The sequence below is a fragment of the Methylobacterium sp. J-026 genome (genome assembly GCF_022829585.1).
Lineage (GTDB): Bacteria > Pseudomonadota > Alphaproteobacteria > Rhizobiales > Beijerinckiaceae > Methylobacterium.
The window spans coordinates 1-21,166 of record NZ_JAKSYC010000020.1; the positions used below are offsets into that span (position 1 = coordinate 1).

Here is a 21,166-nt window from a genome sequence, read left to right on the forward strand (position 1 = left end):
CCCCTGCGTCAGCAGGGGTCGGGAGAGGGGAGCGAGGGTGCAGAACGAAGCTCTGGCCTACACGAGAGCTGCGCCCCTTCCGGAAGCCGGGCTCCCCTCTCCCGACCCCCTTCGGGGGGCACCCTCCCCCGCAGAGGGGGGAGGGAGACGCGGCGCGGGTCATCTCACGCCTCCGCCTCGGCCTTGGCGTCCTTGCGGCCGAACAGCTCGCGGAACACCGGGTAGATCTCCCGCCGGTGGTTGACCTTGCGCATGGCGATCGGTCCGCCGGCCTTGGCGATCGCCTCGTAGGTCCGCCACAGGGTGGTGCGGTGCTCCACGAACCCGGCGCGGGGGCCGTTCTCGTCGCCGACCTCCAGATAGGCGAAGTGCTGGCAAGCCGGCAGGATATGCGCCCGCAGGAGGTCCGTCGAGGTCGGCGCGTCGGAGGAGACGTTGTCGCCGTCCGAGGCCTGGGCGGCGTAGATGTTCCAGTCGTTGGGGTCGTAGCGCTCGGCGATGATGCGCTTCATCTCCACGAGTGCCGAGGAGACCAGCGTACCGCCGGTCTCGCGGGAGCCGAAGAAGGTTTCCTCGTCGACCTCGGTGGCCCGGTCGGTGTGGCGGATGAACACGATCTCCACGTGGCGATAGCGGCGCGTCAGGAAGATGTGCAGCAGGATGTAGAACCGCTTGGCGAGGTCCTTCATGTGCTCGGTCATCGAGCCGGACACGTCCATCAGGCAGAACATCACGGCCTGCGCGATCGGCCGCGGATACGGCTCGAACCGGCGGAAGCGCAGGTCGATCGGGTCGACATAGGGGATGCGCTTCGACCGCTCGCGCAGCTTCAGCAGCGCCTCCTCCACGTCCGGCCGCTCCGGATCGCCCTCCGGCAGGGCGTCGAGCCGCGCCACCAGGGCCGCGACCTCGTCGGGCTTCGGCCGCTTGAGGGCGATGCGCCGCGACATCGAATTGCGCAGGGTACGCGTGAGCGCGAGGTTGGCGGGGGAGCCGGTCACCGTGTAGCCGGCCCGGCGCAGCCCCTCCGTGTCCACCACCGCGAGGCGACGCTTGGCGAGGTCCGGAAGCTCCAGATCCTCCAGGAAGAGTTCCAGGAACTCCTCGCGGGTGAGCACGAACCGGAACGCGTCCTCGCTGTTCTCGCCGCCCTCCCCGCCCTCGCCGGAGCCGCGCCCACCGCCGCCGCCCGGCGGCCGCTCGATCGTGTCGCCCTCCACGTAGGTCTTGTTGCCCGGCAGGATGTGATCCTGCAGGCCGGTGCCCGGCTGGCGGGAGAAGCGGGGCTCGCGCACGCCGTCCGCGGGCACGGTGACGCGGCCGTCCTTGCCGAGATCCTTGATGTCCTTCTCGCGGGCGGATTCCCGCACCGCGCGCTGGGCGACATCCTTCACGCGCCGCAGGAAGCGCTGCCGGTTGGGGAGGCTCTTGCCCCCCGGGTTCAGGCGTCGGTCGACGATGTGCATCCGCTGCGAAAACCCTCGTCCCGCGTGGTCCGGCCGGTTCTAGCCTCCCGTTATACCATGCTGCCGTCCGAAAGAGTCTTCCCTCTTTCGCACAGTCTGGTCTAACGCGCCGCTCCCGCATGATGTGTTCGGAAAAGCGGTTTTCCCTTTTCCCACGTCATGCTTGCGAGCCTCGCCGGCCGGTCGTCCGAAACTATGGCGGCGGAGGGTCCGAAACTTGTCCGCCCGGGCTGGCCCCGGGCGGAGTCTTCGTCCCTCAGCCGGCCTGCTTCACCCGCATGTACCATTCCACCAGGCGGCGGACCTGCCGCTCGGTGTAGCCGCGCGCCACCATGCGGTCGACGAACTCGCCGTGCTTCTTCTCGGTGTCGCCGTCCTTCTTCGAGCCGAAGGAGATCACAGGCAGCAACTCCTCCACCTGGGAGAACATCCGCCGCTCGATCACCTCGCGCAGCTTCTCGTAGCTGGTCCAGCTCGGGTTGCGGCCGCCATGCTGGGCCCGGGAGCGCAGGGCGAACTTCACGACCTCGTTGCGGAAGTCCTTCGGGTTGGCGATCCCGGCGGGCTTCTCGATCTTCGTCAGTTCCTGGTTCAGGAGCTCCCGGTTCATGAGCTGACCGGTCTCCGCGTCCTTGAAGTCCTGATCCTCGATCCAGGCGTCGGCATAGTCGATGTACCGGTCGAACAGGTTCTGTCCGTAATCGTGGTACGATTCGAGGTAAGCCTTCTGGATCTCGTGGCCGATGAACTCCGCGTAGCGCGGGGCCAGCTCGGTCTTGATGAATTCCAGGTACTTCTTCTCGGTCTCGGGCGGTAGCTGCTCGCGCTTGAGCGACTGCTCCAGCACGTACATCAGGTGCACCGGATCGGCCGAGACCTCGGTGGTGTCGTGGTTGAAGGTCGCCGCCAGCACCTTGAAGGCGAAGCGGGTGGAGATCCCGTCCATGCCCTCGTCGACGCCGGCAGTGTCCTTGTACTCCTGCATCGAGCGGGCGCGGGGATCGACCTCGCGGAGCGATTCGCCGTCATAGACCCGCATCTTCGAGAAGGCGTTGGAATTGGCGTGTTCCCGCAGGCGCGACAGCACCGAGAAGCGCGCCAGCATCTCCAGCGTGCCCGGCGCGCAGGCCGCGTCGGACAGTTCCGAGCTGGAGATCAGCTTCTCGTAGATGTGCTGCTCCTCCGTGACCCGGAGGCAGTACGGGACCTTGATCACGTAGATCCGGTCGATGAAGGCCTCGTTGTTCTTGTTGGTCTTGAAGGTCTGCCACTCGGATTCGTTCGAGTGGGCCAGGATCACGCCGGTGAACGGGATCGCGCCGATATTCTCGGTGCCGACGTAATTGCCCTCCTGCGTCGCGGTGAGCAGGGGGTGCAGCATCTTGATCGGCGCCTTGAACATCTCGACGAATTCGAGAACGCCCTGGTTCGCCCGGTTCAGGCCGCCCGAATACGAGTAGGCGTCGGGATCGGCCTGGGACAGGGTCTCCAGGCGGCGGATATCGACCTTGCCGACCAGCGAGGAGATGTCCTGGTTGTTCTCGTCCCCCGGCTCGGTCTTGGCGATGGCGATCTGGCGCAGGCGCGAGGGCCGGACCTTGATCACCTTGAACCGGGAGATGTCGCCGTTGAACTCGTCGAGGCGCTTGAGCGCCCAGGGGCTCATCAGGCCGGTGAGCCGCCGGCGCGGGACGCCGTAGCGGCGCTGGATCTCCTCGCCCATGGTCTCGGGGTCGAACAGTCCCAGCGGGCTCTCGAAGACCGGCGAGACCTCGTCCCCGGCCTTGAGCACGTAGACCGGGTGGACCTCCATCAGCAGCTTCAGCCGCTCAGCGAGCGACGACTTGCCGCCGCCGACCGGTCCGAGCAGGTAGAGGATCTGCTTGCGCTCCTCCAGCCCCTGCGCGGCGTGGCGGAAGAACGAGACGATCCGCTCGATCGTCTCCTCCATCCCGTAGAACTCGCGGAAGGCCGGGTAGGTCCGGATCGTTCGGTTCATGAAGATCCGGCCGAGGCGCGAATCCTTGGAGGTGTCCACGAATTCGGGCTCGCCGATCGCCGCCAGGATGCGCTCGGCGGCCGAGGCATACATCAGCGGTTCGTCGCGACAGGCTTCGAGGTACTCGGAGAGCGTCATCTCCGTGTCGCGGCGGGCCTCGTACCCTCGGGCGAAGCTCTGGAAAAGGTCGTTCGTCGCATGCATCGGCATTCGATAACCCTCTCAGACCGTGACAGCTTCATCCTGTATCGGCTCGGATGCAACCGACAGGCCCGCTTTTGTCGCAGTGCGGCGAGCAAGGCGCCCGGCATGTCGATTGCTTGCAACACCTCCGGCACCTGAAGGCCGCGGAGCCGAGACTCTGTGCCGTCTCAGGACGCCTGTCGAGGGCCGCAAAACTGCGCAGGCGTCGCGGATCTGTGCCGCGACTCACAGATCGGTGCCCTCTTTCTTGGCATCGTCACCCGACTTGGCCCCGGCTGCGCCGACCGTGATTTTGACGGTCTGCGTCTGGACTTGCCCGTCAGCGCCCTTCACTTCGAAAGTCACCTCGTCGGATCCGGTGAAACCGGTGTTGGGCTGATAGAACAGCGCCTGGACGGCGGCCTCCTTGTTGGGGCAGCGATAGCTCGCCGGCGTTTTCAGCTTGCCGACCCTGGTGATCACCGAGCCGTTCTTCGGCGGCCCGGAGACCTTGAACTCGGGCATCGGTCCAGGAGAACAGTCCTTCTTGAGGTTGGGGGCGATCTCCAGCCGCACCGTCTTGCCGGGGGCGACGGTCTTGGATCGGCTCGCCGGGGACTGGGCCAGCGCCGGCCCGGCGAAGGCGAGGCTTCCGGCGAGCAGCGCGGCGAGCGGACGAAGGGCGATCATGACAGCGTCTCTCCGGTGCCGAAGCGGGCGCGATCTCCGGACCCAGCTCCGGGTGCCCCGTCCATCGGTCGAGGACCATGTGGGGACGCCCGGGACGGGCGTCGAGGGCAGCCGGTACTGCCGGGGCGCCTTTCCCGATCGCGCGGCGATCGCGAGCGGCCCCAAGCCCTCGAATCTTCGCGCTGAACCGGCGTCCGGTTCGGCGGCGCGCGCTCTAATCCTGGAGCACCGCCGCCACGACGCCGGTGACCCGGGCGATCTGCGCGGCATCGAACTCCCCCGCCAGGGCGGCGGCGAGCCGCGCCTCGACCCGGGCGCGCTCCCCGGCCTCGGCGATCGGCGTCGGGGGGATGTCCTGCTCGTCGAGGCGGCAGACCCGGCGGATCGTCTCGGCAGCCGCGAGCAGCTTATCCCGGTCGCTGGGGCCCATCTCCCAGAGGGGGTTGCGCAGGCGGCTGATCACCCGCCGCGCGTCGCGGTACTCCCGGTCGACCGTAGTGGCCGCCTCGATCTGACTGACCAGGAACATCAGTTCCAGCACTTCGGAGGCCGCCTCCGGGCAGGTTCGGACGATCCGCATGATGCGGGCCATCAGTTCCTGGCTGGGCGACAGCTTGGATTTGGACGCGGGCATGCGGGCGACAACGCGAGTTCCTGCCGGAAAGTTCGCCGCGCAGTTGCAAGAGCGCTGCCGCGCCGCCGGGCCGGGGGTCTTACGCCTCCGTGTCGGGCAGCGCGCGCAGGTCGTCGAGCAGGGTGCGGCAGGCGCGCAGCTCCCGGAGCGCCTCCGCCAGCGCCGCGCGATCCGAGGCCGCGAGCGTGCCGTCGGGGGCCGCCGCCTCGGCCTCCTGGACCAGGGGCTCGGCCGCCACCGCCTCGCCGCGGCCGACGGCCTGGACGAAGCGGACGCCGTTCTCCTTGAGCACCCGCTGCGCCCCCGCGATCGTGTAGCGCTGCACATACAGGAGCTGGCGGATGCCGGCGACGAGCTCGATATCCTGGGGCCGGTAATAGCGCCGTCCGCCCGCCCGCTTCACGGGCCGGATCTGACCGAATCGGGTCTCCCAGAAGCGCAGGACGTGCTGGGGCACGTCGAGTTCCTCCGCGACCTCGCTGATCGTGCGGAACGCGTGGGCGCTCTTCTCGCCGGTCTCGGCGGTCTGTTCGGCGGCGAGGGCTGGGGGCATGGCGGTCTGATGCGGCGCGGGCGTCGATCTTGCCGGTCCGCGGGGCCGGGCTCAAGCCTTACCGGGGGGCGAAGAGAATATTGTTTGCCGCCCTGGCGCCGCCGGCACCGGTCCTCGCCGCAGTGCTGCCACGCGCCCTCCCTCCGCCTCTACGGGGGAAGGAGATGCAGGACGGTGTCCGGCCATTGCCGTCATCTGGAAGCGATGTGCGGACAGGGCAGTCCCGCACGCGGGGAGACAACCGCGTCACCGTTGTGGCGGCCCGTCATCGAGCCGCGGGGCCCGGCTCACTCATCGTCGTCGTCGTGGCCGTTCGCGCCGTTGAGGCCGTTGATCTTGGCCTTCAGCACGTTCGAGGGCTTGAACACCATCACCTGACGCGGCTCGATCGCCACCTCGACGCCGGTCTTCGGATTGCGGCCGACGCGCTTGCCCTTGCTGCGCACCACGAACGAGCCGAACGAGGACAGCTTCACCGTCTCGCCGCTCGCCAGACAGGCGCAGATCTCCGACAGCACGGTCTCGACCAGGGCGGACGATTCGGTTCGTGACAGGCCCACCTGATGGTAGACGGCCTCGCTCAAGTCGGCGCGCGTCACCGTCTTGCCTGCCATACGTGTCCCCTCGCCCGCATCGCTCGCCCCATGGCGTCGGGCGCGGCGATCGATGCCGCGCCGAACAGTGAAGGCGTATCCCTATGATCCGGCACGCTAATCGGCGCTCCGCCCCCGGTCAACCGCGCGGGGACGCCGATTTGTTTCAGGCGTGTCACCAGCGGATCAGCGCCGCCCCCCAACTGAAGCCGCCGCCGATAGCTTCGATCATCACCAGATCGCCCGCTCGGATGCGGCCGTCCCGCCGGGCCACGTCGAGGGCGAGGGGGATCGAGGCGGCCGAGGTGTTGCCGTGGCGGTCGACCGTCAGCACGATCTTCTCCCGGGCGATCCCGAGCTTGTCGGCCGAGGCCTCGATGATCCGGCGGTTGGCCTGGTGAGGTACGAACCAGTCGAGATCGGCCGCCGTGAAGCCGGCCTGCGTGAAGGCCTCGACGATCACGTCGGTGACCTGCCCGACGGCGAACCGGAACACGTCCCGGCCGGCCATCCGCAGGTGGCCGGTTGTACCGGTCGAGCCCGGGCCGCCGTCGACGTAGAGCTTTTCGCGGTGCCGCCCGTCCGAGCGCAGGCTGGTGCTGAGGACGCCGCGGCCCGCCGCATCCGCCTGAGCCTCGAGCACCACCGCCCCGGCGCCGTCGCCGAACAGCACGCAGGTGGTGCGGTCCTCCCAGTCGAGGATCCGCGAGAAGGTCTCGGCCCCGATCACCAGCGCCCGGCGGGCCGCCCCGGTGGTCAGGAACTTGTCGGCGGTGGCGACCGCGAACACGAAGCCCGCGCAGACCGCCTGCAGATCGAAGGCCGCGCCCTGGTGGATGCCGAGCGCCGCCTGGATCTGGGTGGCGGTGGCCGGGAAGGTGTGATCCGGCGTCGAGGTCGCGCAGATCACCAGGTCGATGTCCTCCGCCGTCAAGCCGGCATCGGCGAGGGCAGAAGCGGCCGCCCGCGCCCCGAGGACCGAGGTGGTCTCGCTCGCATCGGCGATGTGGCGCTGGCGGATGCCCGTGCGCTGGACGATCCAGTCATCCGATGTGTCGACCCGCTCGGACAGGGCTGCGTTGGTCACCACCTGCGCGGGCAGGCTCGATCCGGTCCCGACCACCACCGAACGCAGCGCCTGCGGAGACTCTATGCGGAGGGCTGACATCGCTTTCCTTCCCGGGCGGCGGGGACCTCGGACATCCCCGCTGACCGTCAACGCCTTGACCATGCTGTTCGAATCGCCACCCCCTCACGGACAGGGAGGAGCGCCGTCCCGTCTTCGCGTGAACGCCATAGAGCGGTGTGCGGGCCCGCACACCGTATCTTCTCCGGACGGTCAGGCCGGCGCCAGGGCCGCCGTCTGGTCGAGCATCTCGCGGATCGTGCGGATCATGTCGTGGCGGGCCATGTCGTGCGCCAGGTCGACCGCCGCGGCAAAGCCCTGCGCGTTCTCCGAGCCGTGGCTCTTGATGACGATGCCCTCCAGGCCGAGGAACACGCCGCCATTGGCGCGGCTCGGATTCATCTTGTCCCGGAGCGCCCGGAAGGCCTGCCGGGCGAACAGGGCGCCGATCTTGGCCGCGAGCGTCCGGGTCATGGCGGCCCGGAGATAGGTGCCGATCTGCTTGGCGGTGCCCTCGGCGGTCTTGAGGGCGATGTTTCCCGTGAAACCCTCGGTCACCACGACGTCGACGGTGCCGCGCCCGAGATCCGTGCCCTCGACGAAGCCGTGATAGGCGAGCCCCGGGTTCTCCATCTCGCGCAGCAGCCGGGCCGCCTCCTTGACCGCCTCGTTGCCCTTCATCTCCTCGGTGCCGACGTTGAGCAGGCCGACGGTCGGCCGGTCGAGGTCGAACACGATGCGGGCCATGGCCGAGCCCATCACGGCCATCTCCACGAGGTGCTCGGCATCGGTGCCGATGGTGGCGCCGACATCGAGCACGACGCTCTCGCCGCGCACGGTCGGCCACAGGCAGGCGATGGCCGGCCGCTCGATGCCCGACATGGTCTTCAGGCAGATCTTGGACATCGCCATCAGGGCGCCGGTGTTGCCGGCCGACACGCAGGCCTGGGCCTGCCCGTCGCGCACCGCCTGGATCGCCTGCCACATGGACGACTTGCCCCGGCCCTGGCGCACCGCCTGGCTGGGCTTGTCGTCCATGGCCACCGCCACGGTCGTGTGGCGGATCTCCACGCAATCCTTGAGCCGGGGCTCCTTGGCAACCAGCGGGGCGATCACCGCCTCGTCGCCGAACAGCAGGAAGGTGGTGTCGGGATGGCGCTCTCGGGCGAGGGCGGCGCCCGGCACGACCGTGGAGGGCCCGTGGTCGCCGCCCATGGCGTCGAGCGAGATGCACACGCGTTGGGACATGTCGGTAGCGGGTCGCGGGTCTCGGCGGGGGATCCGGCGGGACGGGCCCCGCCGGGCGCGGCGGACCATAGCGATACCGGCCCGGCGGGCAAATGAAATCGGGCGCCGGGCGGTTCCGTTCTCCGCCCGGCGACGCCGCAGCGCCGGTTTCGAGCCGGGCTTTCCGACGGTCGATCGCATCCCCGGGTGTCCTCCGCCCTGCGGGGAGGCCAGGAGGGCGCGTGGCGGCACTGGACCGCCGTGCCCGTCGACGGGATGATGAACACACATCTGAAGGGTGAAACCGCAAGCCCGGGCCGGAGCCAGTGACCGCCGCGCCCGCCGGCGGGGGCGGTTCGCAACGGCGCCGCCGGGCACTAAGTCCGTGCCACGCGCGGCCCCGCTCCTGCGGTCGCGCCCGGGACCTCGGCATGGGTGAATCCTCTGCGACCTGGCAGCGCCGCGGCCCGATCCGCCCCGGCCTTGACCCGCTGGGCGCGATCCTCGCCCTCCTGATCGGGCCGAGCCTCCTCGCGCTGCCCCTGATGATCGCACGGCCGAACAGGATCGCCGCGGGCACGTCCCTCATGGCCTGGTCGGCCCTGCCGGCCGGCGCGGCGCTCGCCCTCCTGGTCGTTCTCGGACTCGCCGCGACGCTGCTGGCCCTGCGGATCCCGCCGCCCCTGCGGCTGGCCGCGGCGGCTGCCGCGCTCCTGCTCCTGGGCCTCGCGGCCGGCTGGGCGGCCGACCACCTGACGCCGCCCGGCGATCGCTACAGCCGGGTCTCGCCGGATGCGGGCTGGTGGCTGGCCTTCGTGGCCGCCGGCCTCGCCACCGGCGACGGGCTGGCGCGCCTGCGGCCGGGCCCCGCGATGCGGGTCGCGGCGCTCGCGGCGATCCTCGTCCTGGGGGGCCTCGCCCTGCGCTCCGGGTTCTGGGACAACCTCTCGCTCCTGCGGGAATATGCCGGCCGCGCCGACACCTTCGGCCGGGAGGTCCGGACCCATCTCGGCCTCGCCCTGTCGTCGGTGGCCGCCGCCGCCGCCCTGGGGATCCCGGCCGCCCTCCTGGCGCGCCCGATCCCGGCCCTGCGCGGGGCGCTGCTCGGGGTCCTCAACGTCGTACAGACCATCCCGTCCATGGCGCTGTTCGGGATGCTGATCGCGCCGCTTGCCTGGATCGGCCGGACCATCCCCGGGGCGGCGGGCCTCGGGATCGCGGGGATCGGCGCGGCGCCGGCCTTCCTGGCCCTGTTCGCCTACGCGCTCCTGCCGGTGGCGGCCGCGACCGTCGCGGGGCTCGACGCCGTGCCCGGGCCGGTGCGCGACGCCGCCCGGGGCGTCGGCATGACCGGGCGACAGCGCCTCGCGCAAGTGGAGCTGCCCCTGGCGCTGCCGGCGATCCTCACCGGGATCCGCATCGTCCTCGTCCAGAATATCGGGCTGGCGGTGATCGCCGGCCTCGTGGGCGGCGGCGGCCTCGGGGTGTTCGTCTTCCAGGGCATCAGCCAGACCGCGGGCGATCTCGTCCTGCTCGGGGCGCTCCCGACCGTCGCCCTGGCCAGCGCCGCCGCCGTGCTGCTCGACGCCGTCATCGAACTCAGCCGCGGGCCCGGGGCCGGGGCGGAGCGGACGCCGTGAGGCCGGATCCGATGATCGCGCTCGCCGGGGTCGGCCGCGTCTACGGCGGGCGCGCGGTCGTGGCGGAGGTCAGCCTGCAGGTCGCGGCCGGCACGATCCTGGCGATGGTGGGCACGTCGGGGTCCGGCAAGACGACCCTGCTGCGGATGATCAACCGGCTGATCGAGCCGAGCACCGGCACGATCCGGATCGCCGGCCGGGACATCCGGGACGCCCCGCCGCATGTCCTGCGCCGCGGCATCGGCTACGCCATCCAGGGGCACGGCCTGTTCCCCCACCGGAGCGTGGCGGAGAATATCGGGGTCGTGCCGCGGCTCCTCGGCTGGGACCGCCGCCGGATCGACGCCCGGGTCGACGCGCTGCTGAGCCTGTTCGACCTCGATCCGGTCGCCTACCGGAACCGGCTGCCGGCGGCCCTCTCGGGCGGCGAGCAGCAGCGGATCGGGGTTGCCCGGGCGTTGGCCGCCGAGCCGCCGGTCCTGCTCATGGACGAGCCGTTCGGCGCCCTCGATCCGATCATCCGGGGCCGGGCCCAGGCGGATCTGCTGGCGATCCAGAAGCGCTACGGCACCACCATCGTGCTGGTGACCCACGACATGGACGAGGCCCTGCGCCTCGCCGACCGGATCGCCGTGTTGGACCGGGGCCGGCTCGTCCAGGAGGACGCCCCGGCGGCGCTGATCGGCGCGCCGGCGTCGGATTTCGTGCGCAGCCTCCTCGGCGTCGGCGACCGGGCCTTCCAGCTCATGGCCCTGCGCGTCGTCGACGACCTCGTCGAGCCCGGCCCGGCGCCGGGCGAGCCGATCCCGGCCGGGACCTCGGTGCGCGCGGCCCTGGCCGAGAGCCTCTGGTCGCGGCGCCCGGCCCTCCCGGTCAGCCGCGACGGCGTGCTCCTGGGCCGGGTGACGCGCGCCGCCCTCGAAGCGCAGGGCGGCAGCCCGTGAACCGGGCCTCCCAGGTAGCGAAATTCGCGCTCCTCGCCCTGCTGGGCGCGTTCCTGGTGATGCCGGAGCGCTTCGCGGGGCTGTTCCGCCCGTTCGCGCCCGGCGGCACGGCGCCGATCTACGCGCAGACCCCGCTCCTGACGCTCGCCGTCGACCACCTGCTGCTGGTCGCTGCCGCGACATTGGCGGCGAGCGTGCTGGCCGTGAGCTGCGCCGTCCTGGCGACCCGCCCGGCCGGGCGCGAGGTCCTGCCCTTCGCCCGCGCGGTGGCCAATCTCGGCCAGACCTTCCCGCCCGTGGCAGTGCTGGCGCTGGCGGTGCCGGTCTTCGGCTTCGGCACGGTCCCGACCCTGATCGCCCTCGTCCTGTACGGGCTGCTGCCGATCTTCGAGACCGCGCTCACCGGCCTCGCCGGGCTCGACCCGGCCCTGATGGAGGCCGCCCGGGGCATGGGGCTGACCGACCGCCAGCGGCTCGTGCAGGTGGAGCTGCCGCTCGCCCTGCCGATGATTCTCTCCGGGATCCGGCTGGCCGCCGTCATCGGCCTCGCCACGGCGACCATCGGCTCCACGGTGGCGGCCAGCACCCTGGGCGAGGTGATCGTCTCGGGCCTGCTCACCGGCAACACCGCCTACGTCCTGCAGGGCGGCCTCGTGGTCTCGGCGCTGGCGATCCTGACCGACGCGGCCTTCCGCGCCCTGGAACGGGCAGCGGCACGACGGGCTGGATTTCGTTCCTAGAAGCGACGAGAAATCCGGCGGGGCCGTACGCGCGGCCCTGGGGCGTGGAACCCCCTGTCTGATGGTTGCTGCCGACCAGAACGGCACGCGCATCCTTGACCCCGCGGTCGGGGTGACTGCGGCGCATGTCCAGGCGTTCCGGCGCGAAAGGTCGTCGGGACCGTTCAGACACGGTTTTCCAACGCCCCGGTTCGGGAGGGTCCAGGGCTCGTGTGCGGGGGCGCACCGCAGACCAAGGCCCGCCGGAAGGATGCGCCGTGGGCTCCAGCGATCCCGAGACGCGCATGCGCCAGCTCGCCCAGCTGCGCGCGGCCTACGACGCCTCCTGTTCGCGCCTGCCGGACGACGTCGGCAGCGCCGCACGCCATTCCAAGGCCCTTCTGAGGCGCAACCTCGTCATGCCGGGCGGGGTGCAGGACGGCAAGGGCGCGCGGACCGGCGGACCCTCCAGCGAGGGGCTCTGACCGGAGGACGATCCTCCGACGCGGGACACTTCGGAAGAATGCCACGCGATCGCAGCCCGGCCCGGACGTAGAAGCGCAACGTTACCGAGCGTTCCACCACCTGACGCAAATCGATCCGCTGCCGATCCCGACGACCGCGCATGTTTCCGCAGCACATATCAATTTGTGTTGAATATTTCTTACAACGGATTCAATAATCGACCGGCGATGCCGATTCGAACGGTGCGAAATCGGCAGCGATATCGCGAACGAACAATCTTGAACGCGCCGAACTGGGAGATCGCCATGACGTTTGAACGGAGCCTCATCACATCATCGGCACGATGTGCGGCCGCGGCATTCGGTTTCCTGCTGCTCGTCCCGGTCACGGCAGGGGCCGAAGACATGGCGCGTCAGGGCGAATTCCGGATCACCTATACGGCGATCAACCCGGCCGTGCCGAAACCTGTGTCGATCGGCAACAACCGGTCGGCCTCGGCCATGATCCTCACGATGACCGCCGTCAACGAGGCGGGCAGTGGGCTCCTGCACAACATGGCCGGGCGCTGCTCTTCGAGCCCGCTGGTCGACAGCGGCGCGAAGACCTTCGAGAATCACGGCTACTGCGACTACGTCGATGCCGACGGGGACCACGTCTACGAGAAGTGGGACTATCCGGTGCAATCCATGGCGGCCGTGAGCGAGGGGACGGGCGCGTGGATCGGCGGTACCGGCAAGTTCGCGGGCCTGACCGGCACGATGACGATCCGCTCCCGGCGGCTGAACTCCCCCGTCGACGGCGCCACTCAGGTCGTCGGCGAGAAGCGCGGCAGCTACAGCCTCACCGACACGGTCGCGAGCGCCAAGCCGGATTGACCGGGCCGGGCTCCGGATCGGCGGGACAGGCGGCCCGACTTGGCGGTATGACACCGGTCATGACGGCCTCCATGACGCCCGCCGATCGCGACCGGTTCGAGAAGTGCCTGGCGCTCGCCGCGCAGGGCGCCACGGACGGCGAGCGCGCGGCGGCCCGGGCGGCGGCGGCGCGTATCGCCGCCGGTGCCGGCCTGACGCTGGCCGAGGCGACCCGCGCGGCGCCGCGTCCGCAGGCGGCCCGGCCCACCGGGTCGCCGCCGCCCCGGCGCCCCTATTCCTGGGCCCAGCCCCGGGAGCCGGTGAGGCCGATCACCGTCGCGGAGTTGCTGCGGCAGAAGGCGGAGACCGAGGCCTGGCGTCGGCGGGCCTCCACCGCCGCGGAGCGCCGACGGCGGCAGACCCGCGCGGAGCAGGACGCCTACACGGCGGAGCAGCGCGCCCGGCAGGCCGAGCGCGACCGGGACTGGGCGCACACCCGCGGCGGCGTGGCCGGGGCGCCCACCGAAGAGCCCTAGACCCTTGGTCCCGAAAGCGCGCGGCCTCGGTTCGCGTGCGGCGTCACTGTTTCACCAGCTTGCACGTGCTCTCCGACAGGGGCTGGAACGCCTGCGCGCCCGGAATGGTCTTCAGGATCGTGTAGAAGTCCCACGGTCCGTGCGAATCCGCGGGCGCCTTCACCTGCGCGAGGTACATGTCGTGGACCATGCGACCGTCCGGGCGCAGCGTGGCGTTGCGCGCGAAGAAGTCCTGGATCGGCAAGTCGCGCATCTTGGCCATGACCCGCAGGCCGTCATCCGTCCCGGCGGCTTCGGCCGCCTTGAGGAAGTGGAGCACCGCCGAATAATCGCCGGCCTGCACCATGGTCGGCATCCGGCCGTCCATCCGCGCGGCGAAGCGCCGGGCGAAGGCCCGCGTCTGCTCGTCCATGTCCCAGTAGAAGCCCGTCGTCAGGATCATGCCCTGGGCGGCCTGGAGCCCGACGGAGTGGATGTCGGTCAGGAAGATGTTGAGCCCGCCCAGCGTCTGGCCGCCCTGCGGGATCCCGAACTCGCTCGCCTGCTTGATGGTGTTGATCGTGTCGGCCCCGGCATTGGCCATGCCGATGATCTTGGCGCCCGACCCCTGCGCCTGCAGCAGGTAGGAGGAGAAATCGGCGGTGGGGAACGGATGCTTGACCGAGCCGAGCACCCGGCCGCCCTTCGCCGTCACCACCCGGGTGACCTGGGCCTCCAGATCGTGCCCGAAGGTGTAGTCGGCGGTGATGAAGAACCACGTGTTCTTGGGATCGTCCGCCAGGGCCGTGGCGGTGCCGGCGGCGAGGGCATAGGTATCCCAGGTCCAGTGGGCGCCGGTCGGCGAGCAGGCGGCGTTGGTCAGCGCCATGGAGCCGGCGCCGGAATTGATGTCGATCTTGCCCTTGGCGCGGGCGACCTCCCGCACGGCGAGCCCCGCCACCGAGGAGTTGGTGTCGAAGATCGCGTCGACCCCCTCGGTGTCGAACCAGCGCCGCGCGATCGCGGAGGCGATATCGGCCTTGTTCTGGTGGTCGGCGAAGATCAGCTCGACCTTGCGGCCGTTGATCGGACGGCCGAAATCCTCCACGGCGAGCTGCGCCGCCGTCACCGATCCCCGGCCGGCGAGGTCCGAATAGCCGCCCGACATGTCGGTCAGGACGCCGATCTTGATGCCGCCGTCGGCATATTGCGCGGCGGCCGGCGTGACCGCGAGGGCGACCGCGCCGAACGCCGCCGCAACCACGGCCATGCCCCTCCCGCGACGCGCGCTCCGGTGCCGAGCCGGCCTCCGCCGTGACCGCGCCCAGGTCCCATCAGCCATAGAGATCCCCCCCGTGTGTTGATCGTCTTGTCGGATCGCGATGCCGCGCGCCGCCGGCGGCTACGGGCCGCCCCCGGCCCCGGCGCCGAAGAACGCGAGCAGCGCTCCGTTGAAGCGCTGCACATCTTCGAGGTTCGTCAGATGCGCGCCGCTCAGTTCGAGATACTGCGCACCGACGATGTGGTCCGCCAGGAAGCGGCCCTGCGCCGGGGGCGTCGAGGCGTCGTGCGTTCCGGCGATCACCAGCGTCGGCACGCGGATCTGCGCGAGCTGCGCGCGGAAATCGGCATCGCGCACCGCCAGGCAGGCGGCCGCGTAGCCCTCCGCCGCCGTGGACGCGAGCGTCCTGCGCAGGGCCGCCGCCAGTTCGGGCCGGGCGGCCGCGTAATCCGGCGTGAGCCAGCGCGACACCACGGTCTCGGCGATGCTGCCGACGCCGTCCGCCCGGACCTTCTCGACGCGCCCGGTCCAGGTCTCCGGGGGGCCGATATAGGCGGCCGTGTTGCACAGGGCGAGGCGCCGCAACCGCTCCGGATGGTTCAGGGCGATCCACTGCCCGGTCAGGCCGCCCATCGACACGCCGGCGAAATCGGCGCTGCCGATGCCGAGGTGATCCAGGAGGCCGAGGGCGTCCCGGCCGAGCTCGGCGATCGTGTAGGGTCCCGGCGGGACATCCGAGGCGCCGTGGCCGCGCGTGTCGTAGCGGATCAGGTGGAACCGGTCCGCGAAGGGTTCGACCTGCGGTGCCCACATATCCAGCGCCGCGCCGAGCGAGTTGGACAGCAGGAGCGCGGGTTTGGCGGGGTCGCCATCGGTCCGGTAGTGCAACCGGACGCCGCCGAGGTCAGCGAAAGCCATCTGCGTGCCCTCCCCTTCAGAGATAGCTTCGGCCGTCGAGATAGGCCTTGCGCCAGCGCCGGATCTCGACGCGCGCGAACAGGCCGACCGCGTGGAAGGGATCCGCCTGGATCAGCGCCTCGGCCTCGGCGCGGGTCTCGACATCGACGACGTACAGGCCGCCGCCCGCGTCGCTGCCGTCGTCGTTCAGCTTCGCGCCGCAGGCGAGGAGACGGTCCTTGATCCGGTCGAGATAGGCGAGATGCGCGGCGCGATGCGCCTTGCGGACCTCCAGGCTGCCGGCCTTGTCGAAGGTCTCGATGATGTAGGGCATGATCCGCGACCTCTCAGTTGGCGGCGATGGCGGAGGGATGCTGCGCCAGCGGCGTGACCTGGATCGACATGTACGGGTAGAGCGGCAGCGCCGTCAGGGTCTCGTGGAGCGCGTCGTTGCCGGCGACGTCGAAGACGCTGTAATTGGCGTACTGGCCGGCGACGCGCCACAGGTGCCGCCACGTCCCCGCCTGCTGCAGTTTCTGGGCGTAGGCCTTCTCGTCGGCCTTCAGGCGATCGGCCTCCGCCTTCGGCAGGGTGTCGGGAATGTTGACCTGCATGTGGACCAGATAGAGCATGTCGTCCGTCCTTCGCCGACCGGATGTCAGTCCGCATCAGCCCTGAGAGGCGCCCCGGTCACCGGTGAGGAGCAGAGACGGGGCCGGGCCGCAACGGTCGCGGCGGGCGGACCGGAACCATCCTGCCGATTCTGTAGCCCCTGATACCCCGCGGCCCGCACCGGGGCCACGTCGGCGGAGGGGGCGGGGCCGAGCCGCCGATCGTTGCGGCGCCCCGGATGCAGGCCTATTCAAACGCCGGTGGGGCGAAGTTCATACCGGGTGGATGCGGCCGACGATGACGGGACATTCGACAGACGAAGTGGTCTTCGAGGCGCGCGGGCCGCTCGGACTCGTCACGCTCGACCGGCCGAAGGCCCTGAACGCCCTGACGCTCGGCATGATCCGGGCGATGCAGGCGCAGCTCCGGGACTGGGCGGCGGATGAACGCGTGACCCGCGTGGTTCTGCGCGGCAGCGGCGGACGCGCCTTCTGCGCGGGCGGTGACGTCCGGCGCATCTACGAGGCCGCCCGCGCGGGCGAGATGGAGGCGATGTTCGCGATCTGGCGCGGCGAGTACGAACTCGTCGCGGCGCTGGCCCGCTATCCCAAGCCCGTCGTCGCCCTGATCGACGGCATCGTCATGGGCGGCGGCGTCGGAATCTCGGTGCACGGCCCGTACCGGGTGGCGTCCGACGCGTATGCCTTCGCCATGCCGGAGGTCGGCATCGGCTTCATTCCGGATGTCGGCACCACCTATCTGCTGCCGCGGCTGGCGGGTCACAGCGGCACCTACCTGGCCCTGACCGGATCCAAGATCGGCCCGGGCGACGCCCTGGCCCTCGGGCTGGCGACCCATGCCGCGCCCGCCGCCGCGTTCCCGGCGCTCCTCGACGCCCTGGCGGCCGGCGGCCCGGTCGAGCCGATCCTGGCCGCGCACGCCGCCCCCCCGCCGCCGCCGGGGCCGGTCGTCCGGGAGGCGGCCCTGATCGAGGCCTGCTTCTCCGCCGGAAGCGTCGAGGCCGTCCTGGCCCGGCTCGACGCGACGGAAGGGTCGGATTTCGCCGCCGAGACTGCGCGCATCCTCCGCAGCCGCTCGCCGACCAGCCTCTGCCTCGCCCACGAACAGATGCGGCGCGGACCCGGCCTGACCCTCCTCGACGCCATCCGGACCGAGTACCGGCTGGTGACGCACGTCATGCGGGGCCACGATTTCTTCGAGGGCGTGCGCGCGGTGCTTGTCGACAAGGACAACCGGCCGGCCTGGCAGCCCGCCACGCTCGACGCCGTCGACCCGGCCGCCATCCGGGCCGCCTTCGAACCGCGGGACGCGCCGGAGCCGAGCTTCACCTGAGGCGTCTGGCCAGCCGGATTCGGCCCGTCCCGTGACGGGGCTCAGATCGTCCAGCCGCCGTCGGCGACGACGGCCTGGCCGGTGGTGTAGGTCGCCCCGGCCAGATAGACGGCGAGGTCGGCGATCTCCTCCGGCGTGCCGAGCCGCCCGATCGGCTGGCGGGCGACGAAGGCGGCGCGGGTCTGCGCGTAATCGCCCTGCGCCCGGATGCGCGCCTGCAGCGACGGGCTCTCCACCGTGCCCGGACAGATCGCGTTGCAGCGGATGTTGTGGGCGACGTAATCGGCCGCGACCGACTTGGTCAGCCCGATCACCGCCGCCTTGGTGAGGCCGTAGGCGCAGCGGTTCGGCACGCCCTTCACCGAGGAGGCGACCGAGGCCATGTTGACGATGGCCCCGTCGCGGCGTTCCACCATGCCGGGCAGCACCGCCCGGATGGTGCGGACCATCGCCTTGACGTTGAGGTCGAGGGCGAAGTCGAGCTCGGCCTCCTGCATCTCGAGGACGGTCCCGCCCTGGACCACGCCGGCGCAGTTGAACAGCACGTCGACCCGGCCGATGCGCTCCACCAGGGCGGCGACGGCGCCCGCGTCGAGCACGTCGAGGATCGCGGTGCTGAGCGTGTCCGCCCGGAGGTCGGCGAGGGCGGCCGCGTCGATGTCGGTGGCGTGGACCCGTGCCCCGGCGCGCGCGAAGGCGAGGGCGCTCGCCCGGCCGATTCCCTGCCCCGCCGCCGTGATCAGGACCGTCTTTCCCGAGAGATCTGCCATTCCCCGCCCCCAGAAGGTTGTCGTCGGTGCGGAGCCGGTCGCCGCGATCGCCCTGGACGACGTCCTCGATCGGCAAGAATTCTTCGCTCGGCGACCGGCCCTCCCGGAAGGGTGGCACGGATGCCGTGCCGCCGCCACGCGGCCGCCGCCGCGATCGTCCCGACAGGTTTTTGATCCGATCGCGCGGAGCGCATCACGCACCGGCGCGATGCCGGGACCGGGGCTTTCGGGGGTGCCGGCGGCGAATCCGCGCCGGGGGCGCGGCCTGCGGCGGCGCGACGGCGGGCGGGGGCGCGGCGCGCCCGTCATGGGCGGCGATGATGCGCCGGGCCTCTTCGACGCTCATGTCGCAGGCGCTCGTCATCCCCTGCAGGGCCCCGAGGGCCCGATTGTACTCGGGCAGATTGGTGCATCCGGGCACGCCCCAGGCCAGGGCCGTGACCGGCGCCCCGCCGACCACCGCCAGAACCAGGCCGGCAAGACATCTGCTGTACGCCACGTTCCGTCCTCCCCAGGGCGGAGACCGGGGTTGGACGGTCTCACGGCGGGGCAACGCGGCTGCCCCCGGGCCGGGTTCGCCCGACGGATCCGGGATGCGGCGATTTTGGGCACCGCTCCGGCGAAGGAAGTGCTTCCGGTCGACGGCGGTGTTCGCGGTATCGGCTGGACCACCGCTTGAGGCAGCGCCGGCCGAGTCGGCATCCGGCGCGTTGCGGCCATTGTTCAGGGTGTCGTGGGCGGGACGGGTCCGCTCTCAGGCCGGGACGCGGCGCAGGAACTCCAGGCGCTGCGCCCCCACAGCCGGATCTCGACGACATCGACCAGGCCGCCCGATGGGGCGCACAGCAGCAGAATTTCGGGCCGCGGATCGATCACCCGCCGGCGCTGGCCCGGCTCCTCCAAGGCGGAGACGCACCGCAGGATCGACGGCGAGGACGGCACCGCAGACGGCAAACCAACCGGGAATCACAGACGCCCCTATCCACGCTGAAGCGATCGCGCCGGGTTCCGGTTCTCGCCGCTTGCTCTGTCATCGCAACCCCGTTATGACCCGCCTCGGTCATCCTCAGCGACCGTTGCCGATCTCTATGGCGACGCTCTATCGGTATGACCAAAGCGACGGTTTTGAGGACGGTGCCGCACGCACTTCGTCATCGAGATCGAGGCTGGAGAGGTGGCAGAGCGGTTGAATGCACCGCACTCGAAATGCGGCATGCCTGCAAGGGCATCGGGGGTTCGAATCCCCCCCTCTCCGCCACTTAATTTCGTTAACTGGCTGCTCAAAAAGGGCTTTCGGCCTCAGGTAACGGACTAGCCCCACAAAATAGCCCACATTTTCAATCGGCTCAAAGGGCACGCCGTCGGATCATTTCGGACAGGTGCCTTAGCAGCCGGCCTCAGTGATGCCGCCTCACTCGTTTGAAATAAGCCGCCCAACCGAGTGTTCGCCGCGACGCCAACGTGTCGAGCGCCGCTACGTTTCCGGCTTCACCGACGTCGTCGGGATCTTATGGACCGCAGTGCCACATCAGCACGGTCTCTGCTCGCAATGGCGCAATCGAGCTACCACCCCTACTAACTCCCTATAGTCCCTTCCTGAGGTCGCGGGTGTGGGGCAGCTCGATAGATCGACTCAGGGACGGGATGGGGCTGCGCGGATGTCGGTCAGCAGGATGGACCTCGTAGACGCAGGCTCGTCGGAGGCGCTCGTCAAACGCATCCTACAGGCCGAGCCGAATCTTCCAGTGCCCGTGCCGATCCAGGAACTGTGTGCGCACCTCGGCATCAGCAGGATCGGGGACCTCAATACCGACGAGTTCGAGGGTGGCCTCGTTACGGACGCGAAGCGGTCCGAAGGCACTATCCTAGCCAAGCGCGGGGGCGAACCGCGTCGCCGCTTCACCATCGCGCTTGAACTCGGCCACTTCCTGTTGGCGCACCACGTCCCGGATCAGCCCGGCCGGTTCATGTGCAGGAGCTCTGACCTGCTCCGCGTCACAGCGAAGGTGGGCGATCAGCGGCAGCGCAGGGAGGTCGAGGCCAACTGCTTCGCCACTCTCATGCTGATGCCCCCGCACCTGCTGCGGGGAGCCATGGCGGCTTTTCGCCAGCCCGATCTGCAGCACATTCTCATGCTCGCGCGCGACTTCGCGGTCGGCAAGGAGACGGCGGCACGGGCCTACGTGCAATACCATCCTGAACGGATCGCCATCGTCGTGGCGGGCAACGGCCGGGTGCAGCGGTGCTACCGCAGCCTCTCCTTCCCGGACATCATCTCCGCAGTCGGCAGCCCGGTCCCGACAGGCTCGCTCTATCACAGCAGTCCACATCGGCCGAACATCCCGAGCGACATCGCCGCGTGCAGTTCTGATCTGTGGATCGACGTGAAACGCGACCTCCGCGCGCTGGCCCTCTACGAGCAGGTGTACCTACAGCAGACCAACTTTGCGATGATCCTCCTGCGTCTGGAAGCTGTTCCGGAGGAGAGCGCCGAGGAGCGCAGACTAAGAGCGCCTAACAGAACGGCACCGAGCGGGGTTTTCAGCGTTGGTTTGGCATGGCCAGACTGCTTCTTCCCGTTGATCTCTGGGATGAGATCGCGCCGCTCCTGCCGCCGCCTCGGCCGCGTCCGAAGGGCGGGCGT

The 21,166-nt window shown here is 70.3% G+C and carries 21 protein-coding genes, 1 tRNA gene and 2 pseudogenes; 10 read left to right on the top strand and 14 right to left on the bottom strand.

The window, feature by feature from the left end; genetic code table 11:
* Positions 1–164: 164 nt before the first annotated feature.
* The 8 genes from MKK69_RS00505 to plsX all read right to left on the bottom strand — a co-directional run bounded on the left by MKK69_RS00505 (position 165) and on the right by plsX (position 8,492).
* Positions 165–1,466, bottom strand: coding sequence for a YeaH/YhbH family protein (locus MKK69_RS00505; RefSeq protein ID WP_243964694.1), 1,302 nt, complete (start codon positions 1,464–1,466; stop codon positions 165–167).
* A gap of 256 nt (positions 1,467–1,722) precedes the next feature.
* The gene (locus tag MKK69_RS00510) at positions 1,723–3,675 is read right to left on the bottom strand and encodes a PrkA family serine protein kinase (RefSeq protein WP_243964696.1); all 1,953 of its coding nucleotides are present in this window, start codon (positions 3,673–3,675) and stop codon (positions 1,723–1,725) included.
* A 219-nt stretch (positions 3,676–3,894) separates the two neighbouring features.
* Positions 3,895–4,338: a cadherin-like domain-containing protein gene (locus tag MKK69_RS00515; protein ID WP_243964697.1), complete on the bottom strand. Its 444-nt coding sequence runs from the start codon at positions 4,336–4,338 to the stop codon at positions 3,895–3,897.
* A 214-nt stretch (positions 4,339–4,552) separates the two neighbouring features.
* Positions 4,553–4,972, bottom strand: coding sequence for a hypothetical protein (locus MKK69_RS00520; protein ID WP_243964698.1), 420 nt, complete (start codon positions 4,970–4,972; stop codon positions 4,553–4,555).
* 79 nt (positions 4,973–5,051) lie between these two features.
* A complete protein-coding gene (locus MKK69_RS00525; RefSeq protein ID WP_243964699.1) occupies positions 5,052–5,525 on the bottom strand; it encodes a MerR family transcriptional regulator in 474 nt (157 codons plus the stop codon).
* A 287-nt stretch (positions 5,526–5,812) separates the two neighbouring features.
* On the bottom strand, positions 5,813–6,139 hold the full coding sequence (locus MKK69_RS00530; RefSeq protein WP_243964700.1) for an integration host factor subunit alpha: 327 nt from the start codon (positions 6,137–6,139) through the stop codon (positions 5,813–5,815).
* Between the two features lie 154 nt (positions 6,140–6,293).
* Positions 6,294–7,286, bottom strand: a complete 993-nt coding sequence (locus tag MKK69_RS00535) for a beta-ketoacyl-ACP synthase III (protein WP_243964702.1) — start codon at positions 7,284–7,286, stop codon at positions 6,294–6,296.
* A gap of 171 nt (positions 7,287–7,457) precedes the next feature.
* Positions 7,458–8,492 (bottom strand): phosphate acyltransferase PlsX, encoded by a 1,035-nt coding sequence (gene plsX / locus MKK69_RS00540; RefSeq protein WP_243964704.1) that lies wholly within the window; start codon positions 8,490–8,492, stop codon positions 7,458–7,460.
* A gap of 410 nt (positions 8,493–8,902) precedes the next feature.
* Here plsX and MKK69_RS00545 point away from each other — a divergent pair, with 410 nt between their 5' ends.
* The 6 genes from MKK69_RS00545 to MKK69_RS00570 all read left to right on the top strand — a co-directional run bounded on the left by MKK69_RS00545 (position 8,903) and on the right by MKK69_RS00570 (position 13,629).
* Positions 8,903–10,111: an ABC transporter permease gene (locus tag MKK69_RS00545; RefSeq protein WP_243964705.1), complete on the top strand. Its 1,209-nt coding sequence runs from the start codon at positions 8,903–8,905 to the stop codon at positions 10,109–10,111.
* Positions 10,112–10,122: 11 nt separating this feature from the next.
* A complete protein-coding gene (locus MKK69_RS00550) occupies positions 10,123–11,055 on the top strand; it encodes an ABC transporter ATP-binding protein (protein WP_243964718.1) in 933 nt (310 codons plus the stop codon).
* A gap of 59 nt (positions 11,056–11,114) precedes the next feature.
* Entirely contained in the window at positions 11,115–11,795 is a 681-nt protein-coding gene (locus MKK69_RS00555; protein ID WP_243964719.1) for an ABC transporter permease, read from the top strand.
* A 257-nt stretch (positions 11,796–12,052) separates the two neighbouring features.
* Positions 12,053–12,259 carry a hypothetical protein gene (locus tag MKK69_RS00560; protein WP_243964706.1) on the top strand — a complete coding sequence of 69 codons (207 nt, stop codon included), beginning with the start codon at positions 12,053–12,055 and terminating at the stop codon, positions 12,257–12,259.
* 285 nt (positions 12,260–12,544) lie between these two features.
* Positions 12,545–13,114, top strand: coding sequence for a hypothetical protein (locus tag MKK69_RS00565; protein ID WP_243964707.1), 570 nt, complete (start codon positions 12,545–12,547; stop codon positions 13,112–13,114).
* Positions 13,115–13,173: 59 nt separating this feature from the next.
* Positions 13,174–13,629, top strand: a complete 456-nt coding sequence (locus tag MKK69_RS00570) for a hypothetical protein (protein ID WP_243964708.1) — start codon at positions 13,174–13,176, stop codon at positions 13,627–13,629.
* Positions 13,630–13,672: 43 nt separating this feature from the next.
* Here the strand turns inward: MKK69_RS00570 and MKK69_RS00575 are convergent, their stop codons facing one another.
* The 4 genes from MKK69_RS00575 to catC form a co-directional block, all read right to left on the bottom strand.
* Positions 13,673–14,878 (bottom strand): ABC transporter substrate-binding protein, encoded by a 1,206-nt coding sequence (locus tag MKK69_RS00575; RefSeq protein ID WP_243964709.1) that lies wholly within the window; start codon positions 14,876–14,878, stop codon positions 13,673–13,675.
* Between the two features lie 132 nt (positions 14,879–15,010).
* Positions 15,011–15,808: a 3-oxoadipate enol-lactonase gene (gene pcaD / locus MKK69_RS00580; protein ID WP_243964710.1), complete on the bottom strand. Its 798-nt coding sequence runs from the start codon at positions 15,806–15,808 to the stop codon at positions 15,011–15,013.
* A gap of 16 nt (positions 15,809–15,824) precedes the next feature.
* The gene (locus tag MKK69_RS00585; RefSeq protein ID WP_243964712.1) at positions 15,825–16,121 is read right to left on the bottom strand and encodes a YciI family protein; all 297 of its coding nucleotides are present in this window, start codon (positions 16,119–16,121) and stop codon (positions 15,825–15,827) included.
* Positions 16,122–16,134: 13 nt separating this feature from the next.
* The gene (catC, locus tag MKK69_RS00590; RefSeq protein WP_243964714.1) at positions 16,135–16,419 is read right to left on the bottom strand and encodes a muconolactone Delta-isomerase; all 285 of its coding nucleotides are present in this window, start codon (positions 16,417–16,419) and stop codon (positions 16,135–16,137) included.
* A gap of 277 nt (positions 16,420–16,696) precedes the next feature.
* Between catC and MKK69_RS00595 the strand changes: the two genes are divergently transcribed.
* Entirely contained in the window at positions 16,697–17,752 is a 1,056-nt protein-coding gene (locus tag MKK69_RS00595; protein ID WP_243964715.1) for an enoyl-CoA hydratase/isomerase family protein, read from the top strand.
* A 41-nt stretch (positions 17,753–17,793) separates the two neighbouring features.
* Here MKK69_RS00595 and MKK69_RS00600 read toward each other — a convergent pair whose 3' ends face one another.
* Both MKK69_RS00600 and MKK69_RS00605 read right to left on the bottom strand, forming a co-directional pair.
* Positions 17,794–18,522 (bottom strand): SDR family oxidoreductase, encoded by a 729-nt coding sequence (locus tag MKK69_RS00600; RefSeq protein WP_243964716.1) that lies wholly within the window; start codon positions 18,520–18,522, stop codon positions 17,794–17,796.
* A gap of 193 nt (positions 18,523–18,715) precedes the next feature.
* Positions 18,716–19,021: a hypothetical protein gene (locus MKK69_RS00605; protein ID WP_243964717.1), complete on the bottom strand. Its 306-nt coding sequence runs from the start codon at positions 19,019–19,021 to the stop codon at positions 18,716–18,718.
* 669 nt (positions 19,022–19,690) lie between these two features.
* Between MKK69_RS00605 and MKK69_RS00610 the strand changes: the two genes are divergently transcribed.
* The 3 genes and pseudogenes from MKK69_RS00610 to MKK69_RS00620 all read left to right on the top strand — a co-directional run.
* Positions 19,691–19,780 (top strand) — tRNA-Ser (locus MKK69_RS00610).
* Positions 19,781–20,195: 415 nt separating this feature from the next.
* Positions 20,196–20,639 (top strand): annotated as a pseudogene (locus MKK69_RS00615) (ImmA/IrrE family metallo-endopeptidase); the annotation flags it as partial.
* Positions 20,640–21,079: 440 nt separating this feature from the next.
* Positions 21,080–21,166, top strand: a pseudogene (locus MKK69_RS00620) (IS5/IS1182 family transposase); the annotation flags it as partial.

Excerpts from the sequence above, each read along its gene's own strand:
- MKK69_RS00505 (WP_243964694.1), bottom strand. The coding sequence starts at position 1,466 with ATGCACATCGTCGACCGACGCCTGAACCCGGGGGGCAAGAGCCTCCCC.
- MKK69_RS00510 (WP_243964696.1), bottom strand. The coding sequence starts at position 3,675 with ATGCCGATGCATGCGACGAACGACCTTTTCCAGAGCTTCGCCCGAGGG.
- MKK69_RS00515 (WP_243964697.1), bottom strand. The coding sequence starts at position 4,338 with ATGATCGCCCTTCGTCCGCTCGCCGCGCTGCTCGCCGGAAGCCTCGCC.
- MKK69_RS00520 (WP_243964698.1), bottom strand. The coding sequence starts at position 4,972 with ATGCCCGCGTCCAAATCCAAGCTGTCGCCCAGCCAGGAACTGATGGCC.
- MKK69_RS00525 (WP_243964699.1), bottom strand. The coding sequence starts at position 5,525 with ATGCCCCCAGCCCTCGCCGCCGAACAGACCGCCGAGACCGGCGAGAAG.
- MKK69_RS00530 (WP_243964700.1), bottom strand. The coding sequence starts at position 6,139 with ATGGCAGGCAAGACGGTGACGCGCGCCGACTTGAGCGAGGCCGTCTAC.
- MKK69_RS00535 (WP_243964702.1), bottom strand. The coding sequence starts at position 7,286 with ATGTCAGCCCTCCGCATAGAGTCTCCGCAGGCGCTGCGTTCGGTGGTG.
- plsX (WP_243964704.1), bottom strand. The coding sequence starts at position 8,492 with ATGTCCCAACGCGTGTGCATCTCGCTCGACGCCATGGGCGGCGACCAC.
- MKK69_RS00545 (WP_243964705.1), top strand. The coding sequence starts at position 8,903 with ATGGGTGAATCCTCTGCGACCTGGCAGCGCCGCGGCCCGATCCGCCCC.
- MKK69_RS00550 (WP_243964718.1), top strand. The coding sequence starts at position 10,123 with ATGATCGCGCTCGCCGGGGTCGGCCGCGTCTACGGCGGGCGCGCGGTC.
- MKK69_RS00555 (WP_243964719.1), top strand. The coding sequence starts at position 11,115 with ATGCCGGAGCGCTTCGCGGGGCTGTTCCGCCCGTTCGCGCCCGGCGGC.
- MKK69_RS00565 (WP_243964707.1), top strand. The coding sequence starts at position 12,545 with ATGACGTTTGAACGGAGCCTCATCACATCATCGGCACGATGTGCGGCC.
- MKK69_RS00570 (WP_243964708.1), top strand. The coding sequence starts at position 13,174 with ATGACGGCCTCCATGACGCCCGCCGATCGCGACCGGTTCGAGAAGTGC.
- MKK69_RS00575 (WP_243964709.1), bottom strand. The coding sequence starts at position 14,878 with ATGGCCGTGGTTGCGGCGGCGTTCGGCGCGGTCGCCCTCGCGGTCACG.
- pcaD (WP_243964710.1), bottom strand. The coding sequence starts at position 15,808 with ATGGCTTTCGCTGACCTCGGCGGCGTCCGGTTGCACTACCGGACCGAT.
- MKK69_RS00585 (WP_243964712.1), bottom strand. The coding sequence starts at position 16,121 with ATGCCCTACATCATCGAGACCTTCGACAAGGCCGGCAGCCTGGAGGTC.
- catC (WP_243964714.1), bottom strand. The coding sequence starts at position 16,419 with ATGCTCTATCTGGTCCACATGCAGGTCAACATTCCCGACACCCTGCCG.
- MKK69_RS00595 (WP_243964715.1), top strand. The coding sequence starts at position 16,697 with ATGACGGGACATTCGACAGACGAAGTGGTCTTCGAGGCGCGCGGGCCG.
- MKK69_RS00600 (WP_243964716.1), bottom strand. The coding sequence starts at position 18,522 with ATGGCAGATCTCTCGGGAAAGACGGTCCTGATCACGGCGGCGGGGCAG.